The organism is Fictibacillus gelatini DSM 15865, assembly GCF_000430745.1.
GTDB classification, from domain to species: domain Bacteria; phylum Bacillota; class Bacilli; order Bacillales; family Fictibacillaceae; genus Fictibacillus_A; species Fictibacillus_A gelatini.
Genome location: NZ_AUMP01000001.1, coordinates 408,241 through 434,628 on the forward strand (window position 1 = coordinate 408,241; position 26,388 = coordinate 434,628).

Below are 26,388 nucleotides of genomic sequence, written 5' to 3' on the forward strand. Positions count from 1 at the left end.
TAAAGGAAACCGCAGCTCACTTATCGGGCTGCGGTTGATTGTTTCGGGCATCTTTTTTCGCCTTTGTTGTTTTCTTCTTGCTTTCATTTTCTTTCACCGGGGTGTTTTCGCGCATATACTTCGTCGGGCTCTCGACGATCTTTTCCCCTACTTTGACACCCGTCTTTAATTCGACGAACTTCCCATCTTTTAACCCCGTCGTCACATTTCGTTTATCTACATATCCATTATTTAGAGCCAGCACATACGATTTCCCGCCTTCTTTCAAAATCGCTTTTTCAGGCACAACGAGCGCCCCTTCTCTAACCGTCACATCCATTGTCAACTGAAGGCGCTGCCCGTTCTTAATGTCCGCTTTCTTTGTTTGATCTAGCTGGATGTAAAACGGGTAGATCATGCTGGCCTTTTTTTGTTCAGGTGGCAAAATCGATGCAACCGTCCCTTTTTCATTTAAATTGTCGCCAAGTGGTGAAGTGATGATTACTTTTTGGCCATTTTGGACAAACAAAGCCTCTTCCTCGGATAATGCTCCTTTTACTTGATAGGATTCGGAAATGATTTCAACTAGCGGCCTGTCCGAACGGCTGCCGGCCGGGTAATTAACGCGTTTAACGACACCCCCGACCTTGCTTTTGACCGTAAGTTCTTCTTTTTTCTTTTCAAGGAGCGAGATTTGGCTTTCAAGTTGCTCTGATTTTGTCCGCGCCAACTCTTCTTTCATTTCCGCTTCCGTTTTCTTTTGCTTCAAAAGCAGCTCATCTTTCTTATCTTTTTCCTTTTTGTCTCCCGAAATGGATCCATTTTGATCCAAATTAAGATTTGCCTGCATATCTTTATAATATTTTTCTTTCACTTTGCTCTCTTCATTTTGCTCTTTAAGTTTCTCTATTTTCTGTTCGAGATCAGGATTCGTGTAGACAACGAGTGAGGCTCCGGCAGTAACTCTGTCGCCTGGCTTCACGAGAATTTCCTTCAAAAGCCCCCGCTGCGGTTCATAATAGATCGATTCATTTTCCGCTGGAATGACCCAGCCTGTCGTTTTTATTTCTTTCCTTATCGTTTTTTTCATTACTTGTATCGCTTTTATGCGATTCGCTTCAACGGCTGCGGTCTTGTCTTTTGTTGTCATCCAGAAATTGATCGAGAGTAAAAGAACACAAATGGCTCCAATTCCTATCCATTTCCATTTTCTAGTCATAACGTGCCCCCGAGATTAAGAAATTTGCCCATTGGATAGCGCTGCAAAGAGTGAGGAAATGAGCACATACCCACCATAAATTGTAAAAAGAACAGCTAGAACATAACGTTTCGATTTAAAGCTCATCCACCTTAATGCGATATATGTCACATAGATTCCCCATATAAGAAAAATAGTCAATGATCCGAACAATGCATTGATAAACGCATTCTCAGTAAAAAAATGCGAAAGAACACCGAGTCCAAGTGGCGACATGACCTCATTTGTTTTTGTGACCGCCATAAAAGGCAATTTAAAGACATTTGCAACGATAAAAATAGAGTAGACGACTGATTGAATATAAAACAGCTTTTTAAATCCGATTTCTCGAAAAAAGAAAAGAAATAGAAGTGTTATGGCCGTTATATAGAAAATTGGCAATAAAAAGCCGACAATCGTTCCGCCTAACGCCAGAAATAAATGCAATGCGTCTTTTTGTCCATTTGTTATCTTGACATGCTCCATCATAGGCAACTGTAAAAAAGATTCAAAGCTTATGTAGTACGCGATGCCTGTAACGACTGCATTCACCGCGAGCAATACTGTAAATTGCAATAAAAACCCTTTCACGGCCGTCACTTGCCTGAAAAACTCAAAATAGGTTGATGGTTGAAGGATCCCCTTCATAAATCTGATTTCGCCTGTCATCCCAATCCCTCCACAATGGCGAAAGCTCCGGGAAAGTTTTCTTGAGCTTTATCTTTTTTCTTTTTCTACTAATTCCCCTTCTTTCTTCCATACTATCATAAATGAATAACGGTTTAATATAGAAAAAGTGATGCATAATGATCGCATCACTTTTTTCTTATAGTACATGTTCAAAAAGGAGGACAAACAGGGCCAAGACGTTCAAGGAAGCGCAGTCTCCGAGCCCCGGAACGACGAGCGATTTTCGACGCTGATTCACTGCGGGTTGCACCGGGGAAGCCTACTTTTAGAGCAATTCTAGTAGACACAGGTGATAGGTCCTTTTAATACATGAGGAACGCAGAAATTCGCCGGCAATGTTTCCCGGACTTTTTGAACAACCTCTTATAGAATCTCAAGCTTGACAGAGCTCCCTGCGCCTGCCAGATCTGCCGGCCGGACGATTAGCCTTCGCGTCAGCCTTGCCTGCAGCTCAGGGACGTGGGAAATGACACCGACGGAGAAGGAGTCAATGCGTAACTTTTCAAGTGCCGTTACAACCGTGTCAAGCAGTTCTTGATCGAGCGTTCCGAATCCTTCGTCCAAAAAGAAAAATTCTAGCGGATATTTTCCACGCAATTGAATTTGGGCCGATAATGATAAGGCAAGGGCGAGTGATGTAAGAAATGTTTCTCCGCCGGAGAGAGAGGATACCGGTCGCCTCACTCCTCCGTTTGCGTCATCGCGAATAATGAATCCATTTGCTGAATCGACTTCGATCGCATACCTGCCGCGCGTTAATTGACCGAGCCGGTTAGACGCATCTTTGCTGACCTGGATTAACTGTTCTTCAGCGACAAATTCTACGAAGCTATTTCCACGAAAAACCGTTTGCAGCTTTCCAAGATTTTCAGCTAAACGTTCCACTTCTTTTCGTTTTTCTTCAAGCGCCTTATACCGCTGGTGGTTAGCTTTTACAGATTCATAAAACTGTTTGGCTTCTCCCAGTTGCTGGATGAGTCTATTTGCTTCCGCCTTCGCCTGCTCCCGTTCCGCTCGTAGTTGTTCCCATTCAGCGGCCGAAATTGATTTATCTTTTACGACCGATACTAACTTTTCTTTTTCAATCGTCCATTGGTTCAATTTTTCCTGAAATTCTTCGATTTCTTTTTGCCATTTCAGCTGCACTTCTTCTTTACTTAAATGGGCCATCATGTCTTCAACTGATGTAAATGGAGATTGCCCGCTTTTCGCTTTCCATAATTGCTCTGCCTTTAAAGAGCGTTTTTTCGTTTCTTCGAGCAAGTCATGTGCGGAGTGGTATTCTTTATCTTTCGCAATAAAGTAAGCCTCGGCTTTCCTTCGGTCTTCTTCCGTTTGCTGAACACGCTTCGTTAATAATGCTAGCTTTTGCCTCGTGCTTGCCAGCAAATCATCAAGGTCAGACTCGCCTACCATTTCTTTTAACCGATTATCCTGTTCCTTTACATCTCTTAAAACATTGTTGTAGTCCGTATGTAAACGGATCATTTCACGTTCATTTTTATTTAACTCTTCATTTAAGGAAACGAGTTTTTTTTCCTCTTGCTCGATAAATTGGACGGCGATTTGCAGACTTCTTTCAATTTCTTCACGCCTCTCGTCCATTTTTTTCAAACGTTCCCGCTCTGTTTTGATTGATTCTAGCTGATATTCGGGGTATTTTTCGTTCCATTCATCCCGCTTTTTTTCCCATTCTTCTTCGAGCATATGAAACTTCCTTTTCGCGGTTTCTTTATCAAGTTCTAACGAATCGAGATGGGAAAGTAGAATCGAATATTCATTCTTCACGTTTGCAAAGGTTGTTTGTACTGCTTTTACCTGTTCGGTTAACTGAATGCGGTCTTGATTGTAACCTTTCACCTTTAGATGGAGTCCATTTACACGTTCTTTCAGTTTCTCTAACTCTTTTATTTCCATGACCGGCGCTTGAGAATTTGTGCTTTGGGCCGCTGCGGTTTCAGGCGTAATTTCGATGAGCGTATAAAGATCATCGGATAGTCGTTCTAGATGAATTTTCAGCTGGCTTACTTCATATTTTTGATCGGCTAATTGTTCCTGCAAGCCAGTTGCCTGCTCCATTTCATCGTCTACTTCTCGATGAACCGGCACATTTCCTTGCGGGCCATGATGATCGGTAGAGCCGCAAACCGGGCACGGTTCCCCTTCTCTCAGCTCGTTTGAGAGCGATAGCGCAATTCGCCTCACTTGTTCTTTTTCACGCTCGCGCTTTAGTTCTTCATAATAGTGTTGAAGAGACGTATTGATAAACTCACGCTCTACCTCTGTTTCGCAAACTTCATGATAAAGGGCAAGCGTTTTATTCATTACTTTCTGAGTATGTTCTGTCATTTCCAGTTTCGCTGCTTCAAGCGAATCTTTTTTTCTCAAGGCTTCAGCGAACCGTCTCGCTTTTTCTTCATACTCTTTTAGAGCGTCTTCTTTATTGGACCGCAAATTTGTTAAAGCGACCGCCTCATCATAGGCGGATGATAGTTTTTCCCTTACAAGAGAAGCTATGGTCACTTTTCCTAATTCGTCTTTTAAAGCGGTTTGTTTCGCTTTCGCTTTTTCCAGGACGCCGGTCGTTTTTTCAAGACGGCTTGAAATCGCCTTCTGTACGTTCTCGCCTTCCTGGATCGATTTATAAAGAAGTTTTGCTTTGTCCTTTTTTACAACAAGCTGATTTGCCAGCTCTTTCGCCTGGTTCAATTGTTCTCTTCTGACAATGAGGTCAGGTTCTTCTTGTTCTTTTTCGCGTCTTGCCCTTGCTTCAGACGTGATGGCCTCATCGAGCTTGCTCTTCGCTAAGCTCGTCTCATCCTTTAACTTGCTTACTTTTTCTTTATAGACAGAAAGCAAGTTTAAAGCGTCGTTCAGTTCATCACCGTACGGTTTCAGCTTATCGGCCATTCGGGCATATTCAAGTTTCCGTCCGATTTCTTCAATCGATTTTCGGTTTTTTTCGAGCATCGCTAACTTCTCTTTTACATTTTCCAATTCAAGCTGGGCTTCGAAAATGATTTTATGTTCCTCATAGGTTTTGTCTAAGTGAAGCAGTTCCTCTTTCTTCTTTTCAACATGGTCTGCGGTTATATCATATGCTTCTTTCGCTCTCTTGAGCGCCTCAAGCGACGCCTCTCCTAATCCCGCCTGTTCAGCGGCTATCGCTTCAAGCTTTCCTTTCGTTTCATCAAGCCGCCGTTTCAGTTTTTTGCCAAGGCTGTCCCCGTATTGTTCGAGCTGAAAAATGCGCTGAAGCATTTGCCTTCGTTCCGCCCCTTTTAAAGACAAAAATTCGGCGAATTTTCCCTGGGGTAAAACAACCGCCCGTGTAAAGTCGTCCAGCGTCAGTCCAAGGATTGATTGAATTTGCTGTGTAACTTCGCGTTCTTTATCCGCATGGACTACAGTTTCGCCATTTGCGATTTCAAGCAGCCGGCATGTGGCAGTACGAATGGTCAGGCTGCCTGTCCGTTTAAAGCTTCGTTCCACCCGGTAGCGAATCTTTTTCGAATCGCTTCCGAGCTCAAATGTAAAAGCGACGGAAAGCTTGTCCTCTCCATGATTCATAATTCCCTGCGTGCCGTTTGCAGCCCTTTCTACTTTTCCGTAAAGAGCGAGAGTGATCGCATCCAAAATGGAAGACTTCCCGCTACCGGTCGGCCCAAAAATCCCGAACACACCGCCTTTTGTTAAGTTTTCAAAATCGATCGTTTGCTCCTTCCGAAAGCTTTGCAAGCCGGAAACTTTTAGCATGATCGGTCTCACATCGCATCACTCCCTTCTTCCTCATTTTCCTCAATGAGTTCAAGAAAAAGAGACAAAAGGGAATCATCCGGGCTTGCCCCGCCCGTTTGCCTTCTGTAAAATTCCTTAAATAACTCATCAATCGGGAGCTTCGATGATGTTGTTGCTCCTTCTTGAATCAACTGTTCTTCAAAGACCGGTTTTATATGGATGATCCCTGAATGCGCTTTGCGAAGACGCTGAATTTCTTCGATCGATAGCGCATCTTTTACATGAATGGAAAGATCGATCCAGGCATTCGAGTACATGCCTTCATCGAGGAGGCGATGGACTTCCTGAAGGCCGCCTTTTGCCGTCCATGTGACAAGCGGCCTGCCGCTTGATAAAGGAATTTCCGTTATAGCCGCTTCCTTCCCTGGTTGTACATCAACCATTGTTACCGATTTCGTCTGGCCAGCTTCTGAGAAACTGTAACAGAGCGGCGAACCTGAATACCGGGCCATTGTCTTTGCCCGCCTTACCTGTTGCGGGCGATGCAAATGGCCGAGCGCCACATATTGGGCAGCGGCGGGCAATGTTTCAGCCGCTACCGTATAAGCGCCTCCGATATGAATCGGACGTTCCGAATCACTTTCTTTACTTCCAGCGACATACAAATGGCTCATCGCCACATTAACATGAGATGGATCAAACTGTTTCGCGATTCTTTCAAAATACGCTCCAACCCATCGATCGTATTCATTTCGCAGCGCCATTTCCTCTTCTGATTCTGACAATAGTTCCTTTAAGCGCGACTCTGATGGATATGGAAGCGCGCAAACATTAAGCATTTCGTCCGTCTGTTCTATTTTGAAGGAATACATTCTGTTTTCCGGCAACCCGACAAGTGTAATCCTTGAGTCATTTGCAAGCGGACTCGATGCGGCTAAGCGATCCGGATGATCGTGATTTCCGCTAATCGCAATGATCGGGCGTTTCCCTTTGTCAGAGAGGCGCGCCATCGTTTCATAAAACAATTGTTCAGCCACGGCCGGCGGATTGACCGTATCATAAACATCCCCTGCCATGAGTATGACATCCGCTTTCTCGCTTTCCGCGATTTGAACGAGCTCGTCCATAAATTGCTGTTGTTCCTCGATTCTGCTCCGCCCTTCCAGCGTCCGCCCTAAGTGCCAGTCGGCCGTATGGAGAATACGCATATAGCCCCTCCTTTATCCGTTTACTTCACTTGTAAAATGTGCGAGCCGTCAAAGAAATAGAGATAACTTTCTTTAAGCGGCTGTTTCAAAATCTTTTCAATGGCTTTACCGTATAACTCAAGCTGTAATTGATAACGGTTTAAAAGAATGGTTTTTGCTCCATTAAATCCTTGTTCAAACCGATTCGTAATTTGATCCGTTTTATAATCGATTAAAACGAGTCCGTCCTCTTCCACGAGCAAACAATCAATGACCCCTTGAACGAGCACCGTTTCATCCTCAAGTCCTCCCGTCGTTTTGCCAACCTCGGAAAGAGATAACGCCATGCTAAACGGTAGCTCCCTTCGGACGTTCTTCGCTTTAAGCACCCGTTTTCCAAGCTCACTCTGGAAAAATTGGAGTACGGACCCGACATCAATTCCATCTGCCTGTTCATCCGTCAACAACTCATTATGGACCATTTTCGCCACTTGTTCATTTAGCCGTTCAAGCGTAATTTCTTCTTTCACGTTCACATGTTGCATGACCATATGCATCGCCGTTCCGCGTTCTGTGCTTGTCATTTCTTTTGCCTGCATAAAGCGGGGACGACTGGCAATCGATGAGCGAAAAGGCTTCACAAGCGTATGATCGCTATATTCATCAATTATTTCATATTGCCGTTTAATTTCAGTAACAGATTGCTTCGACATTGTCGCCGTCGCCGGCAAATGAGGATATTTCCAGTCCAATCGTTCCTCGATCATCTCTTTTTGATCGGAAGAAATGTCAACAGGTTCATAGCGTTTTAATGCAGCAAGAATTTCCTGCTGTTTCGATTGATTCAGTTCATCCAACTGTTCATAGTTTGACGCATCAAGCACTTCGATCTTCCATTTTGCCTGATCGACAAAAGGTTCTCCTCGCCCATTTTCCGGGCTGCTTAAAAAAGCGCGAAGCTCGCTCCCGTCTTTATGGCGGATCACACAGCGCGCAACCCAATCAAGGTAGCTCTTTGCCTGCGCCCGCTCATAATCCGGAAGAAGCCAGTCTTCAACGCTCAATGCACTTCCCCACTGTTCAATCGATTTTTCCGCATCGTTTACCGTTCCGAGCAAATATAATTTTTCTTTCGCCCTTGTCAAAGCCACATATAAAATGCGCATTTCTTCGGCAAGAAGCTCCATTTTCATCCTCTTTTTAATAGCGATCTGAGGAATAGTTTCGTACTTCACCCGATATTCTGGATTGATGTACTCCGTCCCAAGGCCGAGCTCTTTATGAAGCAAGACGCTTTGTTTCAAGTCCATCTGATTGAATTGCTTATTCATCCCTGCGACAAAAACGATCGGGAATTCAAGTCCTTTACTTTTATGGATCGTCATGATGCGGACGACATCTTCCTGTTCGCCAAGCGCCCGGGCGGCCCCGAGATCTTTACCGCGATCTTGCATCCGTTCAATAAAGCGCAAAAAGCGAAACAACCCGCGGAATGAGGTCGATTCATATTGCCTTGCCCGATCATAAAGGGCGCGGAGATTCGCCTGCCGTTGTCTGCCTCCAGGCATACCGGAAACAAAATCGAAGTAGCCGGTTTCCCTGTAAATTTGCCAGATTAATTGAGCAAGCGATCCGCCACGGGCAGCCTCTCTCCATTTTTCAAGTAAGTGATAAAAGCGCTCTAGCCTTTCTTTTAATTGGTTAGAAGGCCCTTTTTCTAAATACGATTTTAACGAATCAAAGTATGTCCCTCTCTTTTGGTTAATAAGGCGGACGCTGGCCATCTCTTCCCCGCTTAAGCCGACGATCGGCGAACGGAGCACGGCAGCAAGCGGAATGTCCTGAAGCGGGTTGTCGATCACCTTTAATAAAGACATCATCACTTTTACTTCGACCGCTTCGAAATAGCCAGTTGAAAGTTCAGCATAAGCAGGAATTCCCTGCTGCTTAAATTCTTCTAACATGGCTGGAGCCCATGTGCTCGTTGCCCTGAGCAGTATGACGATGTCTTTATATTTAACCGGCCTTAAGCTACCTGTCGTTTTATCTAAAACGGCGGCCGGTGGCTTACCTTCCGTTCCAACAAGCTGTTTAATTTTTTCGGCTATCACCCGCGCTTCCAATTGGACGGTTTCAAGCTCGGACTTTTCCGACTCGCCGGTTTCCAGTCCTTCTTCATCGACAACGGGAGTGCTTTTATTTATTACTAATAGTTCGGTTTCAAGCCCGTCATTTTCCGGATAATATGTGGCTCCGTGAATGAGGGCGGCATCTTCGTCATACGCAATTTCACCGACTGTTTCACTCATAATTTGCTTAAAGATAAAGTTTGTCGCATCAAGCACTTCGGTCCGGCTGCGGAAATTTTTCGCAAGATCGATTCGCAGGCCCGTTCCATCGCCTTCTTTCGTAAACCGCTTATATTTTGCGAGAAATAATCCTGGTTCTGCTAAACGAAAGCGGTAGATGCTTTGTTTCACATCGCCGACCATAAATAAGTTGTTCCCATTAGAGACGAGTTTCACAATCGACTCCTGCACAAGGTTTGTATCCTGGTATTCATCGACCAGCACTTCGACAAAACGATTGCGGTACTCAGCAGCTGCGTCTGACGGTATAAGCTCGCCCGGTGCAGCGTCAGGATGTTTTAAAATTTGCAGGCAATAATGCTCTAAATCGCCAAAATCCACAAGGCCTCTTTCTTCTTTTTCCTTTTTGAACCTTTTGGCAAATTCCTTTACGAGAAAAACGAGATGTTTCACAATAGGGGCCATTTCTTGCAAATGCATGCAAAACGATTCCGGATTTCGCTCAAATCGTTCTTTTTTCAGTCCTTCTACCTTTTTCTTCACCATATCGCGCATATTTTTTACCTTTTCTTTTAGCAGCGCATCTACATCACCACCGCGAATCGCTTTTAATTTTGCGAATGCGATATTCTGAAAGGCATCATACAGTTCATTCCAGGAATTTTGCCCTTTTTCAATTAAGCCATTGATCAATAAGGCATCTTCTTCTAGTGTTAGCGCATAGCTCTCGGGACCACCGGGAGTTGTTGCGAGTTCTTTCGCCTGTTCAATGACGGTAAGCAATCCTTTTAATTGCATAATGCAATCGTCGAGCAATTCTTTCGTCCATGGCAGTTCATCGATATTGTCGGTTTGCACATCATATTCTGCCGCCATCTGTTCGAGCCAAACTTCCGGTTCGGGATGGCTTCGCGAAAATTCGTAAAGCTTCAAGATCAAGTCTTGAAGCTTCCGGTCGTCTCTGTCAGAACTGTAAGCATCGACGACTTGATAGAAATAATGGTCTTCCCCCTTGCTGTATTCCTCTTCAAAAAACTCTTCAATCACTTCCTGCGCTAACAGCACAATTTCCGTTTCATCGGCAATTCGAAAGCCCGGATCAAGATCAATTAAATAATAATATTTTCTTAGCACTTCAATACAAAAGGAATGCAATGTCGAAATGGATGCTTTATTTATTAGGCTAAGCTGCCGTCTTAAATAAAGTGAAGACGGATGAAGTGACAATTCCTTATCAATCGCTTCCCCGATCCGTTTTCTCATTTCGCTTGCCGCAGCATTTGTAAACGTGACGATTAACAAACGGTCGACATCCGCAATTTTTTCACGAATCATCGTGATGATCCGTTCAACGAGAACGGCTGTCTTTCCCGACCCTGCAGCAGCGGCGACAAGGATGTCTTCTCCTCTTCTGCATATCGCTTGCCATTGTTCATCCGTCCACTTGCTATCTGCGGGTTTCGGCATCACTTTATTCATTTTGATGGTCTCCTTCCCCGGCCATTTTTGCGATGATCGCTTCTGCATGATCCGCTTTCAATAGGCGAACTTCATTTTCTTCAAGCGATTGGTCAAATTGGCAGACCGATCGATATGAACAGAAGGTGCACGGCATTTTTTTCCCTAATTGGTATGGAGAAATATCTATCTTTCCGTCCGTAATTTCAGTTCCAATTTCTTTCGTTAGCTTGCGGACATAGTTGGTTAACACCCGAAATTGTTCAGCCGTCGCCACTTGCGACCTCGTTTTATGAAATCCTTTGCTTGTCAGTTCAACCGGAATGATGTCCGATTTCTTTTCCATCCGGTTATCCATTAATTGAACGGTTTCCGTATCGGCAAGAACAAGCCCTTTCATTTTAAAATCTTTATAAATTTCATGTTCAAGCTCTTCAAGCGAAAGCAGCTTTTTCGCTCCTATAAACGGATTATGAATATGGAAATAAAGGACTCCGGCCGGAATCGCTTTTTTGCCGAGCCACTTTTCCGAATGGGAAACAACGACATCTAAATACGTCAACATTTGCAAAGCAATTCCGTAATACACTTCCGATAAGTTCAACCCGGTAGTACTCGATTTATAATCGATGATTCGAAGCATTAACCCTGAAGAACTCTCCGCCGCATCCACCCGGTCGATCCTTCCGATGATTTCCATCGTTGTTCCGTTAGGCAATTGGTAAACGAGCGGCGGGAGCGGTTGTCTCTTGCCAAACCCGAGTTCCAGCCCAATGGGCGCAAAGCCGCTTGCTTTTGCATGTTCGCTTAATACGTGGGAAGCCCTGCCGACAACGTCTTTCAGCTTGCGTTTCAAATAAAGATGACGGTGGCTGCTCAATAAAATTTCGCTTTGCAATTTCGGTGCGAGACGTTCAACCATATCGCCTGCCATTCGGTAACAGTCTTTTGCTGATAAGTCTTTCCAGGACATGTTTAGGCTTGTTAAATGATCGTTCATTTCCTTTAAAGCGGCATGAAACAATTGACCGATGTCCGGCGCTTCCAGCCGGTACAACTTGCGTTCTTCGAGTTTAAGCCCGTATGAAAGAAACTGCGAAAATGGACACGACCGGAACAATTCCATTCGGGAAATGCTCGCCGTAATTTGTTCCCCATATAATTCTTTCGTAAGGCCAGATGGCAGGCGCCTTTCTTTATTTTGGTAAAACAATCCGCCAATGACCTTTTCTCCGAGCTGCTTCCACTCTTTTCGCTTTGCCGCCCAATTGTAGACATCCCACCAAACGGTAGAGATGGCATACCCTTTTTTCCATTCTCTCAGCTGCCCGTTTAAATAGGAGAGAGACTTGCCAGGGTGCTGAATAAAGGTTAAATCGGCTCCGTATTCCGGCTCATTTTGAATAAACCGTTCTTTTAACGAAGGAAATAGTGCTTTAACCCGCTCAATCACGATGGAAGGGCTCATTGTTTTTCCTTCCTCATCAGCCAGCGGATAAGAAAGATAGAGTTTCTCCTCGGCGTTCGTTAATGACATATAAATTAAAAACTGTTCATCCAGAAGCTGCCTTCGGCTTGAAGGAGCAAGCGTCAGGCCATTTCTCTCCAAAAGCTCCCGTTCTTCTTCTGCCAATATTCCATCCTCTTTCGGTTTTGCCGGCAACAGGCCGTCATTGACCCCGGGAATAAAATGGCATTTAATGTTTGAAAACCGGGAGAGACCGATTGTTCCAACCAGCACTTGATCAAGGGCTGGGGGCACGAGAGCAAACTTTAAACTTTCAAGCCCGGTATCGAGCACTTTAATCCACAACTCAAGTGGCATCGTCTCGCCCCCGGTAAGCTCGACCATTTCATCTAGCAATCCAATGACAGCATCCCAAACTTGACGATGTTCTCTTGCCGCCTGCAGCTTTCCGGCTTCTTCTGACCGCCTCTGTAGTTGTTCAAGCTTCTCTGGAATATGCAGCTCTTCTAAAAATAAATACAATGCCTCACAATATTCGCGAACAGACTTACCCTTTTTTAAATCGCGTTCAAGTCTGGACAGCGGGGAAACAATCATATAACGCAGCTCATTTAACCGTTCTTGCTTTTTCTTCTCACTGTCAGTTTGGACGAACTCATTTTCGGCAAATGCTTGAAAGCGGTGAACTTTCCACGGCTTCCTTTCCGTCCAGCGCTTGCCTTGAATGCCATAAGCGAGCACATAATTTTCAAGCTCGTCCATTTCAAAGCGCAATTGTGCAAGCGGTGTTTCTGATTCCGGATAGAGAAGATCGGTTTTGACCGCACGGAATACCGATTCATAGCGCCAATTTTTTGAAACAATATCGAGTGATGAGCGGATGAACTCAATCAGCGGGTGATGGAGCATTGATTTTTTCTGATCGAGGAATACCGGAATTCCATACTCTTCGAACACGGTTTCAATAATGTCTTGATAGCCAGCCATATTTCGAATCGATATAGCGATATCACGATAACGATACTTTTCTTCGCGTACGAGGTGCAAAATTTCCCTTGCTATTCCTTCTACTTCTGCCCGGGCGTTAACCGCGGCAAGAATAAAAATGCCTTCAGGATTTTCATAAATCACTTCCGGTCTCGTGTCATAATGGCGCTCAATATGGGCGATCGCCGGATTTCGCCTGAACCTTGGCATTTCCCGGAACATTTCAGGAGCTTCGATCATAACTCCTTCTTCTTCCGCCAGCTTTTGCACCTCAAGCAACGTCTTTTTTGTTGTATAAAATAAATCCAATTCATGTGGCTGATAGGCCGCTTCATCATTTGTTGTCAGAGCCATCGTCACTTTCCTTGCATGGCGCAACAGCATGCGCAGCACTTCTAACTCCTGAGGAGTAAAGCTGTGGAATCCGTCAATATAGATCTCACAATCTTTTATATAGGCTGAATGTGGAATTTTTTCCGCTAACAGACGCAAATAATCTTCCGAATCGATATATTTCTCAATCAATGTTTCTTCAAGGGCGCCGTAAATCAATCCAAGATCATGGAGCTTGTCTTTCAATACGGCATTGCCGCCATTCTGATCGCTGAACGATAGAAGTGTATCCGCATGAGATTCAAGTTGATCCGCATGAATGCAGTAACGCTTAAATTCGGTGATCATCGTCTCAAGCTGTTCATAGAAGCCGTTCTGTTCTGAAGCTTTTTTATATAGTTTAAGTTCATTTTTTCTCAATTCTATTATCTTCCGGAGCATCATATGAATCCCAATGCTTGAAATATGTATCCGGGTCATTCCGCCTGTTTCTCCGAGCACTCTCCATGCCAGGCGCGAAAAGCTAAATACTTGCGCCCGTATCATCCCGCCTAAGTCCGGCGTTTGGATCAAAGCATATTCCGATTGAAACGTCGCCTGATCCGGCACGAGGTAAACGATCGGGCTGCCATTTGCGTCTTCACGCAAGTTTGCCCGTATTTCCTCAAGGCAGCGGAATGTTTTCCCGCTTCCGGATCGGCCAAGGAAGAGCCGTAAACTCATTCTTTCACCCCTAACTAACAGTTATCAAAAAAACTCTGAAGCTATTATCTCACAAACAACTACTGAAAACTATTAGCACATCATTGAAAAAACCTATCGCAATATGATAGGCCCTCTCTATTTCTTGACTTTCCGCTTATTGATATACATCCGTTCATCCGCTAACTTTAAGTAGTAATCAATATTTTCGATCGCGTCTTCATATAGTTGGATCGCGCCATATGCAAGCGAAACGGAGTCGTTCCATTTCGTCAAATGAGATTCAATACTTCTGGCAAATACGTAAGCCTCTTCTTCAGTTAACTGCGGCATTAAAAAAACAAATTCATCCCCGCCGAAACGAAACCCATGCCGAATATGAAACTTTGAACACATATACGCTAAATGCCTGAGAATCTCATCTCCTGCATGGTGTCCGAGCCTGTCATTGATATGCTTAAAATTATTAATATCCAACATGACTAACGAAATAGGATATTTGTGAAGTACCGCCTTTTTCATTTCTTCTTCAAGAGAGTCGTAGAAATAACGCCGATTATACATGTTCGTCAACGGGTCTCTAATGCTTAATTCCTTTAAATCATAAGCCTGCCTGTCATAATAGCCGTTTAATAGGGCTGTTATAAAAGCATGGCAGAATTCATTCCATCTTAAAAGCAACAGCGATTTTGCAACTGCCTCTTCCCGCTCAAGCAACTGATAGATTTCTTGCAAAACGGCTCTGCACACGTTTTTAGATAAATCATTGATTTCCCTTTCGGACAAAAGACGTTCGCGGGCAAAGGCAATCCCATACTGAAAAATCCCTTCTTCAAATCGCTTCATAAACCCGTTCAATTCCGCTTCTGGATAAAATAAGGCTCTGCACAGTTTTTTTAGCCATTTTTTAAGATGTATTTCGTAAATATGTAGATGATGTTGAACGAACGTTCGAAAACTGTACTGCCTTTTTATATAGTTCAAATGAAGGTTAATGATAGGAGGTATAGTTTGAACATGCCGGGTATATAAACGGTGTTTAAGTTGTTTGACATCCGCTTCTCCCATTCTACATTTCCTTTCAACTTGTTTTATTTCACTAAGGAAAATTCTGTTTAATTAAATTATTCCTATTATATCCTACTTTTTACCTAAAATCCAGATAAAGTTGTAGGACATTAGACCTATACAAATAAAATGGCTGCGCAATGTGGTTCGGAGGTGAGCGTAACATCTTTTGTTTAGCTAAAAAGAAAGTGGTTCATGAACTCCTCGGTATGGTAATCCAGATGAACGTTTGAAAAACGCATATCTTCGCGTTACCCTCTTATTCTCAGGGGAAAGCACGGATGGATTTGTCTAAAAACACGATTGACGGAAAAGAATCTCATTTTCAAAAATGTCGTGACAAAGGGGTTGGCAAAATGTATAGTTTAATTGTCAACTACTAATGAATTAAGGTGGAACAATGCTCGAAGAACGTTCTCAGTTACTTTCCCAGCTAGAAAAAAGTTTTCGCAATGTGTTTCGTACATTTCGAAAGGATATTAATGAATTATTTTCTGAATATATGCCGGGCAATGAATTTTCCGTATTGCAGCAATTGAACATGAAAAGTCCGCAAATGGCCTCTGAACTCGCCCGGGAAATGAAAGTCTCATCCAGCCATATTACGGCCGTCACGGATCGATTAATCAAAAAGGAAATGGTGACCCGCAAACGGGATGAAGTTGACCGTCGAATTGTCCGGCTCGAGATTACCGAAAAAGGGAAAGAAACGGCCAAACATATGGAAGAGTTGAGAAGCCAATACTATATTAAAAAATTTGAACATCTGTCAAATCATGAGATTAAAACAATGCTTGAATTGTTCAATCGTTTAATCTAGAAATAAAAAAATCACCTGAAGCGGTGATTTTTCTTATTTCATAAGATGTGCCATGAACATTGAGGCGGTACCGAAATAAACGGATAATGAGAATATATCATTCAGCGTTGTAATTAAAGGGCCCGATGCGACTGCCGGATCAACTTTAAAGCGATAAAGCAAAAGCGGGATAATCGTGCCTGACAGCGTTCCGATAATTAATGTCAAAAACAACGAACTTCCGACGACGAGTCCGAGCACGAGGCTCCCTTTCCAGAAAAAAGCGACTAATGCGATTAATATTCCGCATGCCGTGCCGATCATGAGACCGACTCCAAATTCCCTGGCAATGAGTTTACCGATCGTTTTTTTATCAATATCATTCGAAACAAGCCCTCTTACGACTACAGCGAGCGACTGCGTGCCAGTATTTCCGGTCATGCCGGCAATCATTGGCATAAAATACGTCAGTGCGACGACTTTTTGAATCGTCCCTTCAAAAAAGCTAATGATACTGCCTGAAATAATACCAATAAATAAAAGCAAAATGAGCCATGGGAGCCTCCGGTAAGCAGCGACAAATGCGCTTGTACGAAAATCGATCGATTTCCCGGTAGCCGATAGCTTTTCAATATCTTCATTCGCTTCTTCAATAACGACATCGATAACATCATCGACTGTGACAATGCCGAGCAGCTTCCCTTCTTCACCGACAACCGGGACGGCGATAAAGTCATACCTTTCGATCATCCGGGCGACTTCCTCCTGGTCCATTTCAGCAGGAACGGAAATAACACGGGTATACATAATGTCTTCAATCTTATCTTGAATATCGGCAAGAAGCAGGTCGCGATACGAAACAACGCCAACCAGTCTTTTCTGTTCATCAATGACATACAAATAATAGATGTTTTCGGCAAAACCCGCGAAAGTCTTTAATTTATCAACCGCATCACGAACCGTAAATACTTTCGGAATCCAGACGAAGCGATTGGTCATAATCCCACCGGCTGTGTCAGGCGGATACTGCATGAGCGATTGGACCGTTCTGGATTCATCGGCTTTCATGGAACTGAGGAAATCCTGGATTTCTTCAACGGATAAATTGCTCAACAAATCGGCTAAATCATCATTTTCCATCAAGTTCATAATGTGACTGGAACGTTCAATCCCCAACTTATGTAAAATTTCAATTTGCACTTCGCTATCCAATTCCTGGATCAGTTCGGCAATTTGTTTCGTCGTTAAAAACATAAGAAATTTCAAGCGATGCTTTTCTGGCAGTGTCACATATAAATTGGCAATATCGTATGGATGCAATTCGTCAATTAGCGCCTGAAAGTCCTTTTTCCGAAGCTCTTTTAAGCTTTTAATGACATAAAGAAGCATTTGATTTTCCGTCATTTGTTGAAACACGTTCAGCCACCTCCCTTGACTTCATGCTCCATATTATATAATAACAGGGAAAATAAAAAAACAGCTGTCCGATAAGTCGTAACAGCTATTTTCGCAAATTTTTATTCTTGAGCCGTTAAAATACGCGGTCCTTCCTTTGTAATGGCAATCGTATGTTCATATTGTGCCGATAGTGACCCGTCAAATGTTCTGGCGGTCCATCCATCTTCGTCAATTTTCACATAATGGCTACCAGTGTTTAGCATCGGCTCGATTGTAATAACCATTCCTTCTTTTAATAAAGGCCCCTTGCCTGCTTCTCCGAAATGCGGCACTTGCGGATCTTCATGCATCTCTCTGCCAATTCCGTGACCGATAAATTCTCGGACGACGGACAGCCCTTCGCTTTCTGCATATTCTTGAATTGCATGGGAAATGTCACCGATCCGATTGCCGATGACAGCCTTCTCAATCCCAAGGTAAAGAGATTTATGAGTGACCTCCAGCAAATGACGCGCTTCTTCTGAAATTGCTCCGACCGCATACGACCAGGCCGAGTCCGCAAGCCACCCATCCAAATTAACAACCATATCAATCGTAACGATATCCCCTTGTTTTAGCTTTGTTTTGTTAGGGAACCCGTGGCAAATGACGTCATTAACGGACGCACAAGTGGCGAACGGATACCCATGATACCCTTTTTGCTCGGGAGTGGCTCCATGTTTTCTCAAATACGTTTCAACAAAAGCATCAATCTCAAGTGTAGTAACCCCGGGTTTAATCCGTTTGGCAATTTCCCGGTGGCAGCTCGCTAAAAGATCGCCTGCTCTGTCCATTGCATCAATTTCGCGTTTTGACTTTAATATAATCATCGTAAAAAATCCTTTCTATCCGCTTTTCACTCTTATGTATTGTACTATATTCTCAAGCCTATTGTTTGTTTCGCGCTTCAAACTGGCTACAAATGTTTTCATGGCAATGAAAAAGCGTGAAACCATCTACCTGGAATCACGCTTGATGTTCACTTTGCTTTAACTTTGATTCGACCAGCTTTCCTCCAACCCATAGCACAAATATGCCAAGTGCCATAATGGCAAATTTAAGTGGATTTTTGATGACGTCTAGGAAATCGTAGCCAATAAATGAAATGATCGCGATCATCACCAGTTTTCCAAGGGTAAGGGCAAGTAGAAACGTTCTCGAATTAATTTGTGATAGACCGGCAACAACATTAATTAGTGCTGAAGGCGTGAAAGGAAAACAAAAAATTAAAAATAGCGTTCCAAACCCGTGCCGCTCCATCCATTTTAACGCCTTTTCAATTTTGCGGTGCTTCGTAATAAAATGGAGAAACCTTTTCTGCCCAAGCTTCCTTACAATAAAAAATACGATAACAGAACCTAAAACAGCGCCTATCCATGAGTAAAATGAACCTAAAAAAAATCCATAAGCTGCTGCATTTCCGGCAACAAAAATAACGAGTGGCAATACAGGGATGAGCGATTCCAACATCGGAAGGAGCACGCCAGGCAAAAAGCCAAGGTTTCGATATTGTGTTAAAAAATGTTGGATGTTTTCTTCCGTCAACAATTCCTTCCAATGATTAATGTCCATTTCCCGCACTCCCTTTTATAAACTACTAACATACTTTCCTTTTTTCGTCTTTTTTAACCGTTAATAAAAAGGATATTATTCGTCAACTTTCGCCAAACTTTTTTATTAGTTTATCACACAAAAGGAGATTCATCATTATTTTTTCTATCGAAAAAGACTACCCTATCAAGGCAGTCTTCGTTTACTTCATCAATGCTTCATATACTTGTTCATCAAGTTCTTTTGCTTTTTTAAGATTGTATGTTTTTTCGTAGACGGGTTCCTGTGTAATCTTTGCTCCCCAGAACATGCTCTCAAATACTTGATCAATGTCGACTTCGATTTTTGATAATTTTAAAGAAACCCCTTCCATCGTTTCCTCTAAGATCTTTGCCTTGCCGTTGATCGAATAAACCGTCTCAAGACCGATAACCGTCATAACAACATCCGGATTTGCTTTAATGTTTGCCACAATCCGAGAGTTATTCGTTACAGTAAAGCGAATTTTCTTTTCATTATAGCTTTTTACCCATGATATGGCAGAGACGTTTGGCCCTTTCGTAGCAGCATCCATCGTTGCCAGAAGAACGAGTTTTTCCCCTTGCAGAAACTCATAAAGCTCAGGAGTCAACTCCGTCGGAATAGGTTGTTTCGCCATCGTTATCTCCTTTCCCTTACCGATGTATATGTATAATAGTCATTGTACTATTATCTCATTATTCCATCAATTATTACCATTGATTAATTTTTCTGAAATATTGACTTGCCTACCTATAACATGATGTGATATATTGATTTCAACCATTTAGACTTTGATTACATGTCTTTTCTGTAAGAAAATGTTTGAAAGGTTTTATGGTAATACAAAGCACAAACCGTGCATAGTTTTTAGGAGGCAAATTAATGCAGACAGGAAAAGTAAAATGGTTCAATGCAGAGAAAGGTTATGGCTTTATTGAAGTTGATGGCGGTGACGATGTATTCGTCCATTTCTCTGCAATTCAATCTGAAGGTTTTAAAACATTAGAAGAAGGCCAGGAAGTGGAATTTGAAATCGTTGATGGCGCTCGCGGACCTCAAGCCGCAAATGTTGTGAAAAAATAATCCTATAAACTACAAAACCGGCATAGTGCCGGTTTTTTTTGTCTGTCAACCATCACGAAAAGTATAAATGCTCAAAATCAATAAAACAAGCCCACACAATAAACTTCCAACTAAATCAAGCCAATGAGAATACGGTGTGAAAAAGTAAAAAATAAATCCTACAAGAATGAAAATGGATAAAACAAGCTGCACCATCCAAATTTTCATTGTTGTTCCCCCCGCCTATTTTCTCACTATATATTCAACTCCCTGGCGAATTGTGCATGTCCATCACAATAAGAAAAAAACAAAAAAGCCCCTATTGACGAGAGGGCTGTTTCACTCTAACTTTGTACGATTCAATTTTTTCAAGAATTTCCATTCGGTCATCGTCTGAAAACAAACCTAGTTTATGAAGGATTTTCGTGTAGTGTTCAAGTTTTAAAAATGTACTTTCCTTGCTCCATTTCATGTTTATCGCCTTCTTTCCCTAAGGAAACTTTTTTCTTTTTATGAAATATTATATGCTACACGCTACTTCTTTGACTACCGTCTTGTTTGGAAATTCCGCTTAAATTTATTTTAAACTGTAACCTTTTTATTCTCAGTTCGTCTAATAGTATGTACCCCCCTTTTTAATATAAGAAAAAAAGCCCCTAGCCAGGGCTTTTTTTCGTTTTCAGGAAGTCTATCTGTCACAAAATCAAGATGGTTATCAAAAAAATTAGATCATCCGTTATTTTCCCCACCCAACTGTTATAATAAGGACAACCCTATACCCCCTTTTTAAATAAAGCATAAAAAAAGCCCTATCCGGGGCTTTTTTTGTGCGTTTTTTTTTGCCATGTCACAAAAAAGAGACTCTTATCAAAAAAATCACATATTCAAATCGTTGTCCTTGAAATTTGCTATATTATAGACATCCCTATCAACCCCCTTTTTCATCGTAGATGAAAGAAAAAAAGCTTCAAAGGCTACTTTAGCCTTTGAAGCTTTTTTTGTATTGAAAAAGGAGCGAAAATGTTCATCATTTCCGCTCCATTGATTAATGGCATTGATCCCCTTCACAAAACTCCATCTTTGACTCGCGGATCGCACAACGAATCGCTTTTTCGATCGTTTCTTTCGGATGGAGCCCGCGCAGGATTCTGTCCCCAATGACAATTGTAGGAACGACCGTAATATTCGCTTCTTCTATTGCATGCTGAAGTAATTTTCTATGTTCATCTTTATATTTACGGAGTTGGAGTGCCTCCCTAAATGTTTCTTCATGTAAACCCAGTTGGCCGGCTATTTTTGTCAATATCTCGATATTGCCTATATCCAGCCCTTTTTGGAACAATCCAGTAAAAACAGAGTGGGAATATTCCTTTCCCTTTCCATGTTCTTTCGCAAATAAATGCCCTTCATGAGCAAGGTGTGTATAGGGCAGAGGAGAGAATTGCGGCAGCTGAATCGAAATTCCGAGTTTTTCAGCGCGTGGCTTTACAGATTCCTTCCAGTCGTTTTGAATGTATTCTCCTTCCGGTCGCAAAGGTTCAGCCGGGTACGGATATAGTTCAAACGGCATCCATTCCATTTCTGCATCCTTTCCTTCTATTGCTTCCTTAAGCGGCGTCTCCGCCATAAAACAATAAGGGCAGACGAAATCGGAATAGACTTTTACTTGTATCGTCACGAAAAAAAGCCTCCTTTGTCTACGACTAGTTCAAGCATACCATTGTTTTTTTTGTTAGAAAAACAAAAAGCCTAATCAAGAACGATTAAGCTTTTTAATCAAGAATACCCATTGATTCGATATGTTCTCTCGTTTCGGGCTGGCCTAGATCGTGAATCATTTTATATATTTTCTTCATTGCTTCATCATATTCATCATTCGATTGGTCATTATGATATTCAAGAAAAGGGACGTGGGCCCGCCAAAACGTTTTTGTAGCTGATCTGTCACATTCGTCAAACAGCTTTTTTAGCTCAATGACATCACGATCCGTCGCTTCAATTTCAAATTCAAAGCCTGAAGCCGTTTTATCCGGGTGTATTTCACCAGATTCAACATTCACATAATACCTTTTCCTATCCAATACGTTCATCTCCCTTTGTAACTTCTTACTTATTACTCTTTGTCGTTTAAGAAAAAAGTATGCTTCATAAAAAAAGATGCTGCGCGATAGCAACATCTTAGTAACCCCGATACACATATTGATCTTTTGGCGGTGAGGTTCTTTGCCATTGATCCACTTGAACGTACGGAATGTCCATCTTAAATGGGGCATAATACATTTCAGACAACTTTCCTTTTATGATTACCCATTCATCATTTTTTAACTTCGTACCTTCAGGCATGTCCGCAAGCATTCCAAAAACGCCTGAATCGGCGACACAATGGATGATGCCAAAGCGGAAAACGAATATTTGGCTTTTTTTCGTGCTTGGATCATTATAGACAAACCCTTTAAATTGAATCGTCTTATCGTCAAATTCTCCAGGAAAATTGTAAATTGTTTCCATACCTTTTAAATAGTTTTTATCATCAAGCACGATTGTATTTTTATCAATATATGCTTTTTTCTCTTTATTCATCAAATCGGCATAGGCCTCTTTTCCAAAATAGCCGCTCGTATCCGGACGTAAAAATTGCGGCTTTGCGTAAGGGTCTCCTTTTCCTTCGTTATACGTTGGAAAATGGAAGCCTTTCGCTTTGACGATATTCGAATTAAGCGTCGCAATCGGGAAAAAGATTCCTGAAACAATAGGATAAATCATAATCGCATAGACGAAGAGCTTCTTATACCATGTATCTTCCTTTGAATGATGATGGCCACAATCATGGTGGCTGCATCCATGTCCATGCTGCCCGCCTTCTTTGTCTTCTTTTGCAACAATAATAAATTGAACGACCGTTAAGGCCCCTGCAGCGACCATCGCGCTCAGACTTAAATAAGAGTACTTCATATTAATATATTTACTTATATTTCCCGACGTATGGAGATGCATAAGAAAAAAGGTAAATCCCATTAAAATATATGCGCGTATCAATTTGGCCACCTCCTATATTAACAGCGAGAATAAAAATACGACGAGAGTAACGGAACCGACAACCAATAGAACAAAACGCGTTTTAAACGTACCGAGCATCATTAGCAAGTTTTTAATATCGACCATTGGCCCGAACACGAGAAACGCTAAAATGGAACTTGTCGAAAATATACTCCGGAACGAGGAGCCGATAAAGGCGTCCGCTTCCGAACAAAGTGACAATATAAAAGCAAGTGCCATCATGACAAGAGTGGAGGAAACTTTCCCATTTCCGATCGACAATAATGTCGATGTTTTTACATAGGTTTGGACACATGCCGCTATAAGCGCGCCAATGACTAAATATTTCCCCATTGAGAAAAATTCATCAACAGCATGCTTTAACGTCTCCCATATTTTCTCTTTTATCGAAAGGCTTTCATGAGAATGGCGATGCCCGGCATCAAAGGCTTTTAACCCGTCTCCTTTATAGAAAAAGGCGATGATAAGCCCGACGAACACCGAAACAACAATCGCTCCAAGCGCCCGGTAAAGCGGCATTTCCCATGTGCTTCCAAAGGCGACGTATGTTGAAAACAAGACGACTGGGTTGATGATCGGCCCAGTTAACATGAAAGCGATACCGGCATGCAGCGGCACCCCTTTTGCCGCTAATTTCCTGACAATCGGAACAATCCCGCATTCACAGGAGGGGAAGAAAATCCCGACAAATGAAGCGAATAAAACCGATAGCACTTTATTTTTCGGCATGATTCTGGCCACCATGTCTTCAGTTATAAACATTTGAATAAATCCTGCAATAAACACGCCAATTAATACAAATGGCAGTGCCTCGATCAAAATAGAAACAAAAATGGTATTCATTTGCAAAAACGATTGCGGCAATGCAAAAAACAACACTCCTATTGCCTCCTCTTCTATCAAACTACCTAAGTAACTATACGAAAAAATGCATAGTTCGTCCAATAAAATCAATTGGAAATTAAAGGGCTCACTTCTCGAATTTTAACCTTGAGATGTCCCCTCTTGGACAATTTTGAAGCTTGCCTCTTTTTTTTGTCCTTGAGAACCCCTCTCTTGGACATACTCGGGCATTCTCTCTTGTTTTTTGTCCTTGAGAACTCCTTTCTTGGACAATTTTGAAGCCCGCCTCTTGTTTTTTGTTCTTGAGAACTCTTCTCTTGGACATATTCAGGCATCGCCTCTTGATTTTTGTCCTTGAGAACTCCTCTCTTGGACATATTCAGGCATCGTCTCTTGTTTTTTGTCCTTGAGAACCCCTCTCTTGGACATATTCAGGCATCGTCTCTTGTTTTTTGTCCTTGAGAACTCCTCTCTTGGACATATTCAGGCATTCTCTCTTAATTTTTGTCCTTGAGAACTCTTCTCTTGGACATATTCAGGCATCGTCTCGAGGTCACTGAAAAAGTCCAAGAAATTTTCAAAAATGCTTTTTCCTAAAAAATACATCCCCACTTTGGTAAGCGAAATGCATTGTAAACACGATGCTATCCCCCACTTCCTAAGTGAAAAATACTGTTTTTTTGGGTTTTGGTTTTTCGAAAATTTTAGTTTTTTATTAAAAGGAACTTTGTCAGTGGCTTCCATCATCTCTTGTTTTTTGTCCTTGAGAACTCCTTTATGGGCAAAACAAAGCCGCTGCGACAACTTTTCACAGCGGCTTTTGCTTATAAATAATCGTTGATATTTAATTTTCGCTTTTGCGCGCTCGGAGGACAGCTGAGATTGTGGTTTACGATTTTTTTATTGATTTCTTCAACCGTTTTTCGAATGTTGTATTCCACTGTATATGACTTCAATTCTTCTTTCAATGCTTCAATTTCTTTGCTCAATTTTACCCATGACGGAAGGATATGATTATCTTTCATGATTTTGTTCAAACGTTTTTGCGGATTATAGGAAATGTCATCATCATCAAATTGGATCGGTTTTCCTTTCCCTGGCAAATGATCGAATGCCCCATCTTTTTCCGCTCGTTTAATGATCGCCGTAATATGGTCTTCGTAATACCAGCCTGTTTGCTCGTCTTTCATGAGAATCTCTTTCTTTTGCAGCTCTTTTTCAAGTTGGTCTTTTTTCATACAAATGCCTCCTCTCATTTTGTAGGATGCAGAACTACGAAGCTTTTCTTATTTTCATCATACGATTGAAAGCGTTTTCCTTCTACGGTAAGATGTGACAATATATCAAAAACCACCGGATACGTGTTCCGATGGTTTTGGCCAGCTTATTTAATATGAAAATAATTCTCGATGTCATCGAGCATCAGGTTTGCGGCAATGACGCCTCCCGCAGTATTCCAAACCGCGTCGTCCACGCGATGGGCATTGCCTTTTTTGACAACGCTTAAGTTTTTCCATAATGGATCATTCGTCCATTCTTTTTCCATTTTCGTCCCTTTTCCATCCCCCGGCTCGTACGTAAAGTAGAACATAATATCCCCATCCATATCCGGAATTCGCTCTCTCGTAACGTCATCGGCAAAGCCGTCATTATCCTGGACTTTAGGACGGGCAAAGCCGAGCTGGTCAAAAATTACCCCTGAAAATGTATTTTTGTAATAAATCCGTGCGATTCCCGGCATAAAGCGAACGAGGGAAACTTTTGTATTCAGCTTATCTCCAGCCTTTTCTTTGATCGATTTGACGCGATTGTCAAAGTCATCCAATACTTTTTGACCCTCTTTTTCTTTATTTAACGCTTTTGCATAAAGTTTGAAGTTATCCTTCCAATTTCCTCTTAAATCTTCGGAAAATACAGTTGGCGCGATTTTGCTTAATTGACCATAAATTTTTTCCTGACGCATTTTATTCCCGATAATCAAGTCCGGCTTTAATGCCATGATCGCTTCAAGGTTGACGTTACTTTCTTCACCGACGACCTTAACGCCTTTCATTTTATCTTTAATATGGTTATACCACGGATCTCCTTCCCATGATTTAACCGCGCCAACAGGTTTAATTCCCATGGCGAGCACAGCTTCGGTTCCTTCATTCGTTAAAACGACAACTCGTTTATGGCTTTTCACTTTTGTTGTACCCATTGCATGCTTAACCGTGTACGACTTTGAAGAATCAGTGTTTGATGATTCTTCGTTTCCGCCATCTTTTCCTACGCAAGCCGATAGCGATAGCAAGAGAATGAGCGTCATGAAAAAGATACCCATTTTTTTATATGTAGCCTTTGAAACCATTTTCTTTCTCTCCCCTATCTTTTGTTGATAATGAATATCATTTACAGTTAGTATCATAAATGTATAGAGTAACTGTGTCAATATATAATTGATAATGATTTTCAAATTCATT

The 26,388-nt window shown here is 42.1% G+C and carries 21 protein-coding genes; 2 read left to right on the forward strand and 19 right to left on the reverse strand.

What is annotated here, in order from left to right; all coding sequences use genetic code 11:
* Nucleotides 1-16: 16 nt before the first annotated feature.
* The 7 genes from H538_RS0102145 to H538_RS24960 all read right to left on the reverse strand — a co-directional run bounded on the left by H538_RS0102145 (nucleotide 17) and on the right by H538_RS24960 (nucleotide 15,156).
* A complete protein-coding gene (locus H538_RS0102145; RefSeq protein ID WP_026676166.1) occupies nucleotides 17-1,198 on the reverse strand; it encodes an efflux RND transporter periplasmic adaptor subunit in 1,182 nt (393 codons plus the stop codon).
* A gap of 15 nt (nucleotides 1,199-1,213) precedes the next feature.
* A complete protein-coding gene (locus H538_RS0102150) occupies nucleotides 1,214-1,885 on the reverse strand; it encodes a hypothetical protein (protein ID WP_026676167.1) in 672 nt (223 codons plus the stop codon).
* 384 nt (nucleotides 1,886-2,269) lie between these two features.
* Nucleotides 2,270-5,674: an SbcC/MukB-like Walker B domain-containing protein gene (locus H538_RS0102155; protein WP_026676168.1), complete on the reverse strand. Its 3,405-nt coding sequence runs from the start codon at nucleotides 5,672-5,674 to the stop codon at nucleotides 2,270-2,272.
* Nucleotides 5,671-6,852 carry an exonuclease SbcCD subunit D gene (locus H538_RS0102160; protein WP_026676169.1) on the reverse strand — a complete coding sequence of 394 codons (1,182 nt, stop codon included), beginning with the start codon at nucleotides 6,850-6,852 and terminating at the stop codon, nucleotides 5,671-5,673. The genes H538_RS0102155 and H538_RS0102160 overlap by 4 nt, the downstream gene beginning before the upstream one ends.
* 20 nt (nucleotides 6,853-6,872) lie before the next feature.
* Complete coding sequence (addA, locus tag H538_RS0102165; RefSeq protein WP_026676170.1) at nucleotides 6,873-10,619, reverse strand: helicase-exonuclease AddAB subunit AddA; 3,747 nt, start codon at nucleotides 10,617-10,619, stop codon at nucleotides 6,873-6,875.
* Nucleotides 10,612-14,109, reverse strand: a complete 3,498-nt coding sequence (gene addB, locus H538_RS0102170) for a helicase-exonuclease AddAB subunit AddB (protein ID WP_026676171.1) — start codon at nucleotides 14,107-14,109, stop codon at nucleotides 10,612-10,614. The genes addA and addB overlap by 8 nt, the downstream gene beginning before the upstream one ends.
* A 117-nt stretch (nucleotides 14,110-14,226) precedes the next feature.
* Complete coding sequence (locus H538_RS24960; RefSeq protein WP_051291201.1) at nucleotides 14,227-15,156, reverse strand: GGDEF domain-containing protein; 930 nt, start codon at nucleotides 15,154-15,156, stop codon at nucleotides 14,227-14,229.
* A 400-nt stretch (nucleotides 15,157-15,556) separates the two neighbouring features.
* Here H538_RS24960 and H538_RS0102185 point away from each other — a divergent pair, with 400 nt between their 5' ends.
* Nucleotides 15,557-15,976, forward strand: coding sequence for a MarR family winged helix-turn-helix transcriptional regulator (locus H538_RS0102185; RefSeq protein ID WP_026676172.1), 420 nt, complete (start codon nucleotides 15,557-15,559; stop codon nucleotides 15,974-15,976).
* 33 nt (nucleotides 15,977-16,009) lie between these two features.
* Here the strand turns inward: H538_RS0102185 and mgtE are convergent, their stop codons facing one another.
* The 4 genes from mgtE to H538_RS0102205 all read right to left on the reverse strand — a co-directional run bounded on the left by mgtE (nucleotide 16,010) and on the right by H538_RS0102205 (nucleotide 19,601).
* Nucleotides 16,010-17,371, reverse strand: a complete 1,362-nt coding sequence (gene mgtE, locus H538_RS0102190) for a magnesium transporter (RefSeq protein ID WP_026676173.1) — start codon at nucleotides 17,369-17,371, stop codon at nucleotides 16,010-16,012.
* Between the two features lie 101 nt (nucleotides 17,372-17,472).
* Nucleotides 17,473-18,222: a type I methionyl aminopeptidase gene (map, locus tag H538_RS0102195; protein ID WP_026676174.1), complete on the reverse strand. Its 750-nt coding sequence runs from the start codon at nucleotides 18,220-18,222 to the stop codon at nucleotides 17,473-17,475.
* A 136-nt stretch (nucleotides 18,223-18,358) separates the two neighbouring features.
* Nucleotides 18,359-18,964 (reverse strand): TVP38/TMEM64 family protein, encoded by a 606-nt coding sequence (locus H538_RS0102200; protein WP_026676175.1) that lies wholly within the window; start codon nucleotides 18,962-18,964, stop codon nucleotides 18,359-18,361.
* A 181-nt stretch (nucleotides 18,965-19,145) separates the two neighbouring features.
* Nucleotides 19,146-19,601, reverse strand: a complete 456-nt coding sequence (locus H538_RS0102205) for a pyridoxamine 5'-phosphate oxidase family protein (protein WP_026676176.1) — start codon at nucleotides 19,599-19,601, stop codon at nucleotides 19,146-19,148.
* Between the two features lie 245 nt (nucleotides 19,602-19,846).
* On the opposite strand from H538_RS0102205, the gene H538_RS0102210 reads away from it, so the two are divergent.
* Nucleotides 19,847-20,047 carry a cold-shock protein gene (locus tag H538_RS0102210; protein ID WP_026676177.1) on the forward strand — a complete coding sequence of 67 codons (201 nt, stop codon included), beginning with the start codon at nucleotides 19,847-19,849 and terminating at the stop codon, nucleotides 20,045-20,047.
* Between the two features lie 45 nt (nucleotides 20,048-20,092).
* Here the strand turns inward: H538_RS0102210 and H538_RS25945 are convergent, their stop codons facing one another.
* The 8 genes from H538_RS25945 to H538_RS0102270 all read right to left on the reverse strand — a co-directional run bounded on the left by H538_RS25945 (nucleotide 20,093) and on the right by H538_RS0102270 (nucleotide 26,276).
* Nucleotides 20,093-20,254: a hypothetical protein gene (locus H538_RS25945; protein WP_154657883.1), complete on the reverse strand. Its 162-nt coding sequence runs from the start codon at nucleotides 20,252-20,254 to the stop codon at nucleotides 20,093-20,095.
* A 91-nt stretch (nucleotides 20,255-20,345) separates the two neighbouring features.
* Nucleotides 20,346-20,498, reverse strand: a complete 153-nt coding sequence (locus tag H538_RS26545) for a hypothetical protein (RefSeq protein ID WP_211235543.1) — start codon at nucleotides 20,496-20,498, stop codon at nucleotides 20,346-20,348.
* Between the two features lie 573 nt (nucleotides 20,499-21,071).
* Nucleotides 21,072-21,704 (reverse strand): DsbA family oxidoreductase, encoded by a 633-nt coding sequence (locus H538_RS0102230; protein ID WP_026676179.1) that lies wholly within the window; start codon nucleotides 21,702-21,704, stop codon nucleotides 21,072-21,074.
* A 94-nt stretch (nucleotides 21,705-21,798) separates the two neighbouring features.
* Nucleotides 21,799-22,116, reverse strand: coding sequence for a hypothetical protein (locus H538_RS0102235; RefSeq protein WP_035349896.1), 318 nt, complete (start codon nucleotides 22,114-22,116; stop codon nucleotides 21,799-21,801).
* Between the two features lie 88 nt (nucleotides 22,117-22,204).
* Nucleotides 22,205-23,062, reverse strand: a complete 858-nt coding sequence (locus tag H538_RS0102240; protein WP_026676181.1) for a TIGR03943 family putative permease subunit — start codon at nucleotides 23,060-23,062, stop codon at nucleotides 22,205-22,207.
* 12 nt (nucleotides 23,063-23,074) lie between these two features.
* Complete coding sequence (locus H538_RS0102245; RefSeq protein ID WP_035349766.1) at nucleotides 23,075-23,962, reverse strand: permease; 888 nt, start codon at nucleotides 23,960-23,962, stop codon at nucleotides 23,075-23,077.
* A 788-nt stretch (nucleotides 23,963-24,750) separates the two neighbouring features.
* Nucleotides 24,751-25,164 (reverse strand): DnaJ family domain-containing protein, encoded by a 414-nt coding sequence (locus H538_RS0102265; RefSeq protein ID WP_026676185.1) that lies wholly within the window; start codon nucleotides 25,162-25,164, stop codon nucleotides 24,751-24,753.
* A 146-nt stretch (nucleotides 25,165-25,310) separates the two neighbouring features.
* The gene (locus H538_RS0102270) at nucleotides 25,311-26,276 is read right to left on the reverse strand and encodes an ABC transporter substrate-binding protein (RefSeq protein ID WP_245595177.1); all 966 of its coding nucleotides are present in this window, start codon (nucleotides 26,274-26,276) and stop codon (nucleotides 25,311-25,313) included.
* Nucleotides 26,277-26,388 lie beyond the last annotated feature (112 nt).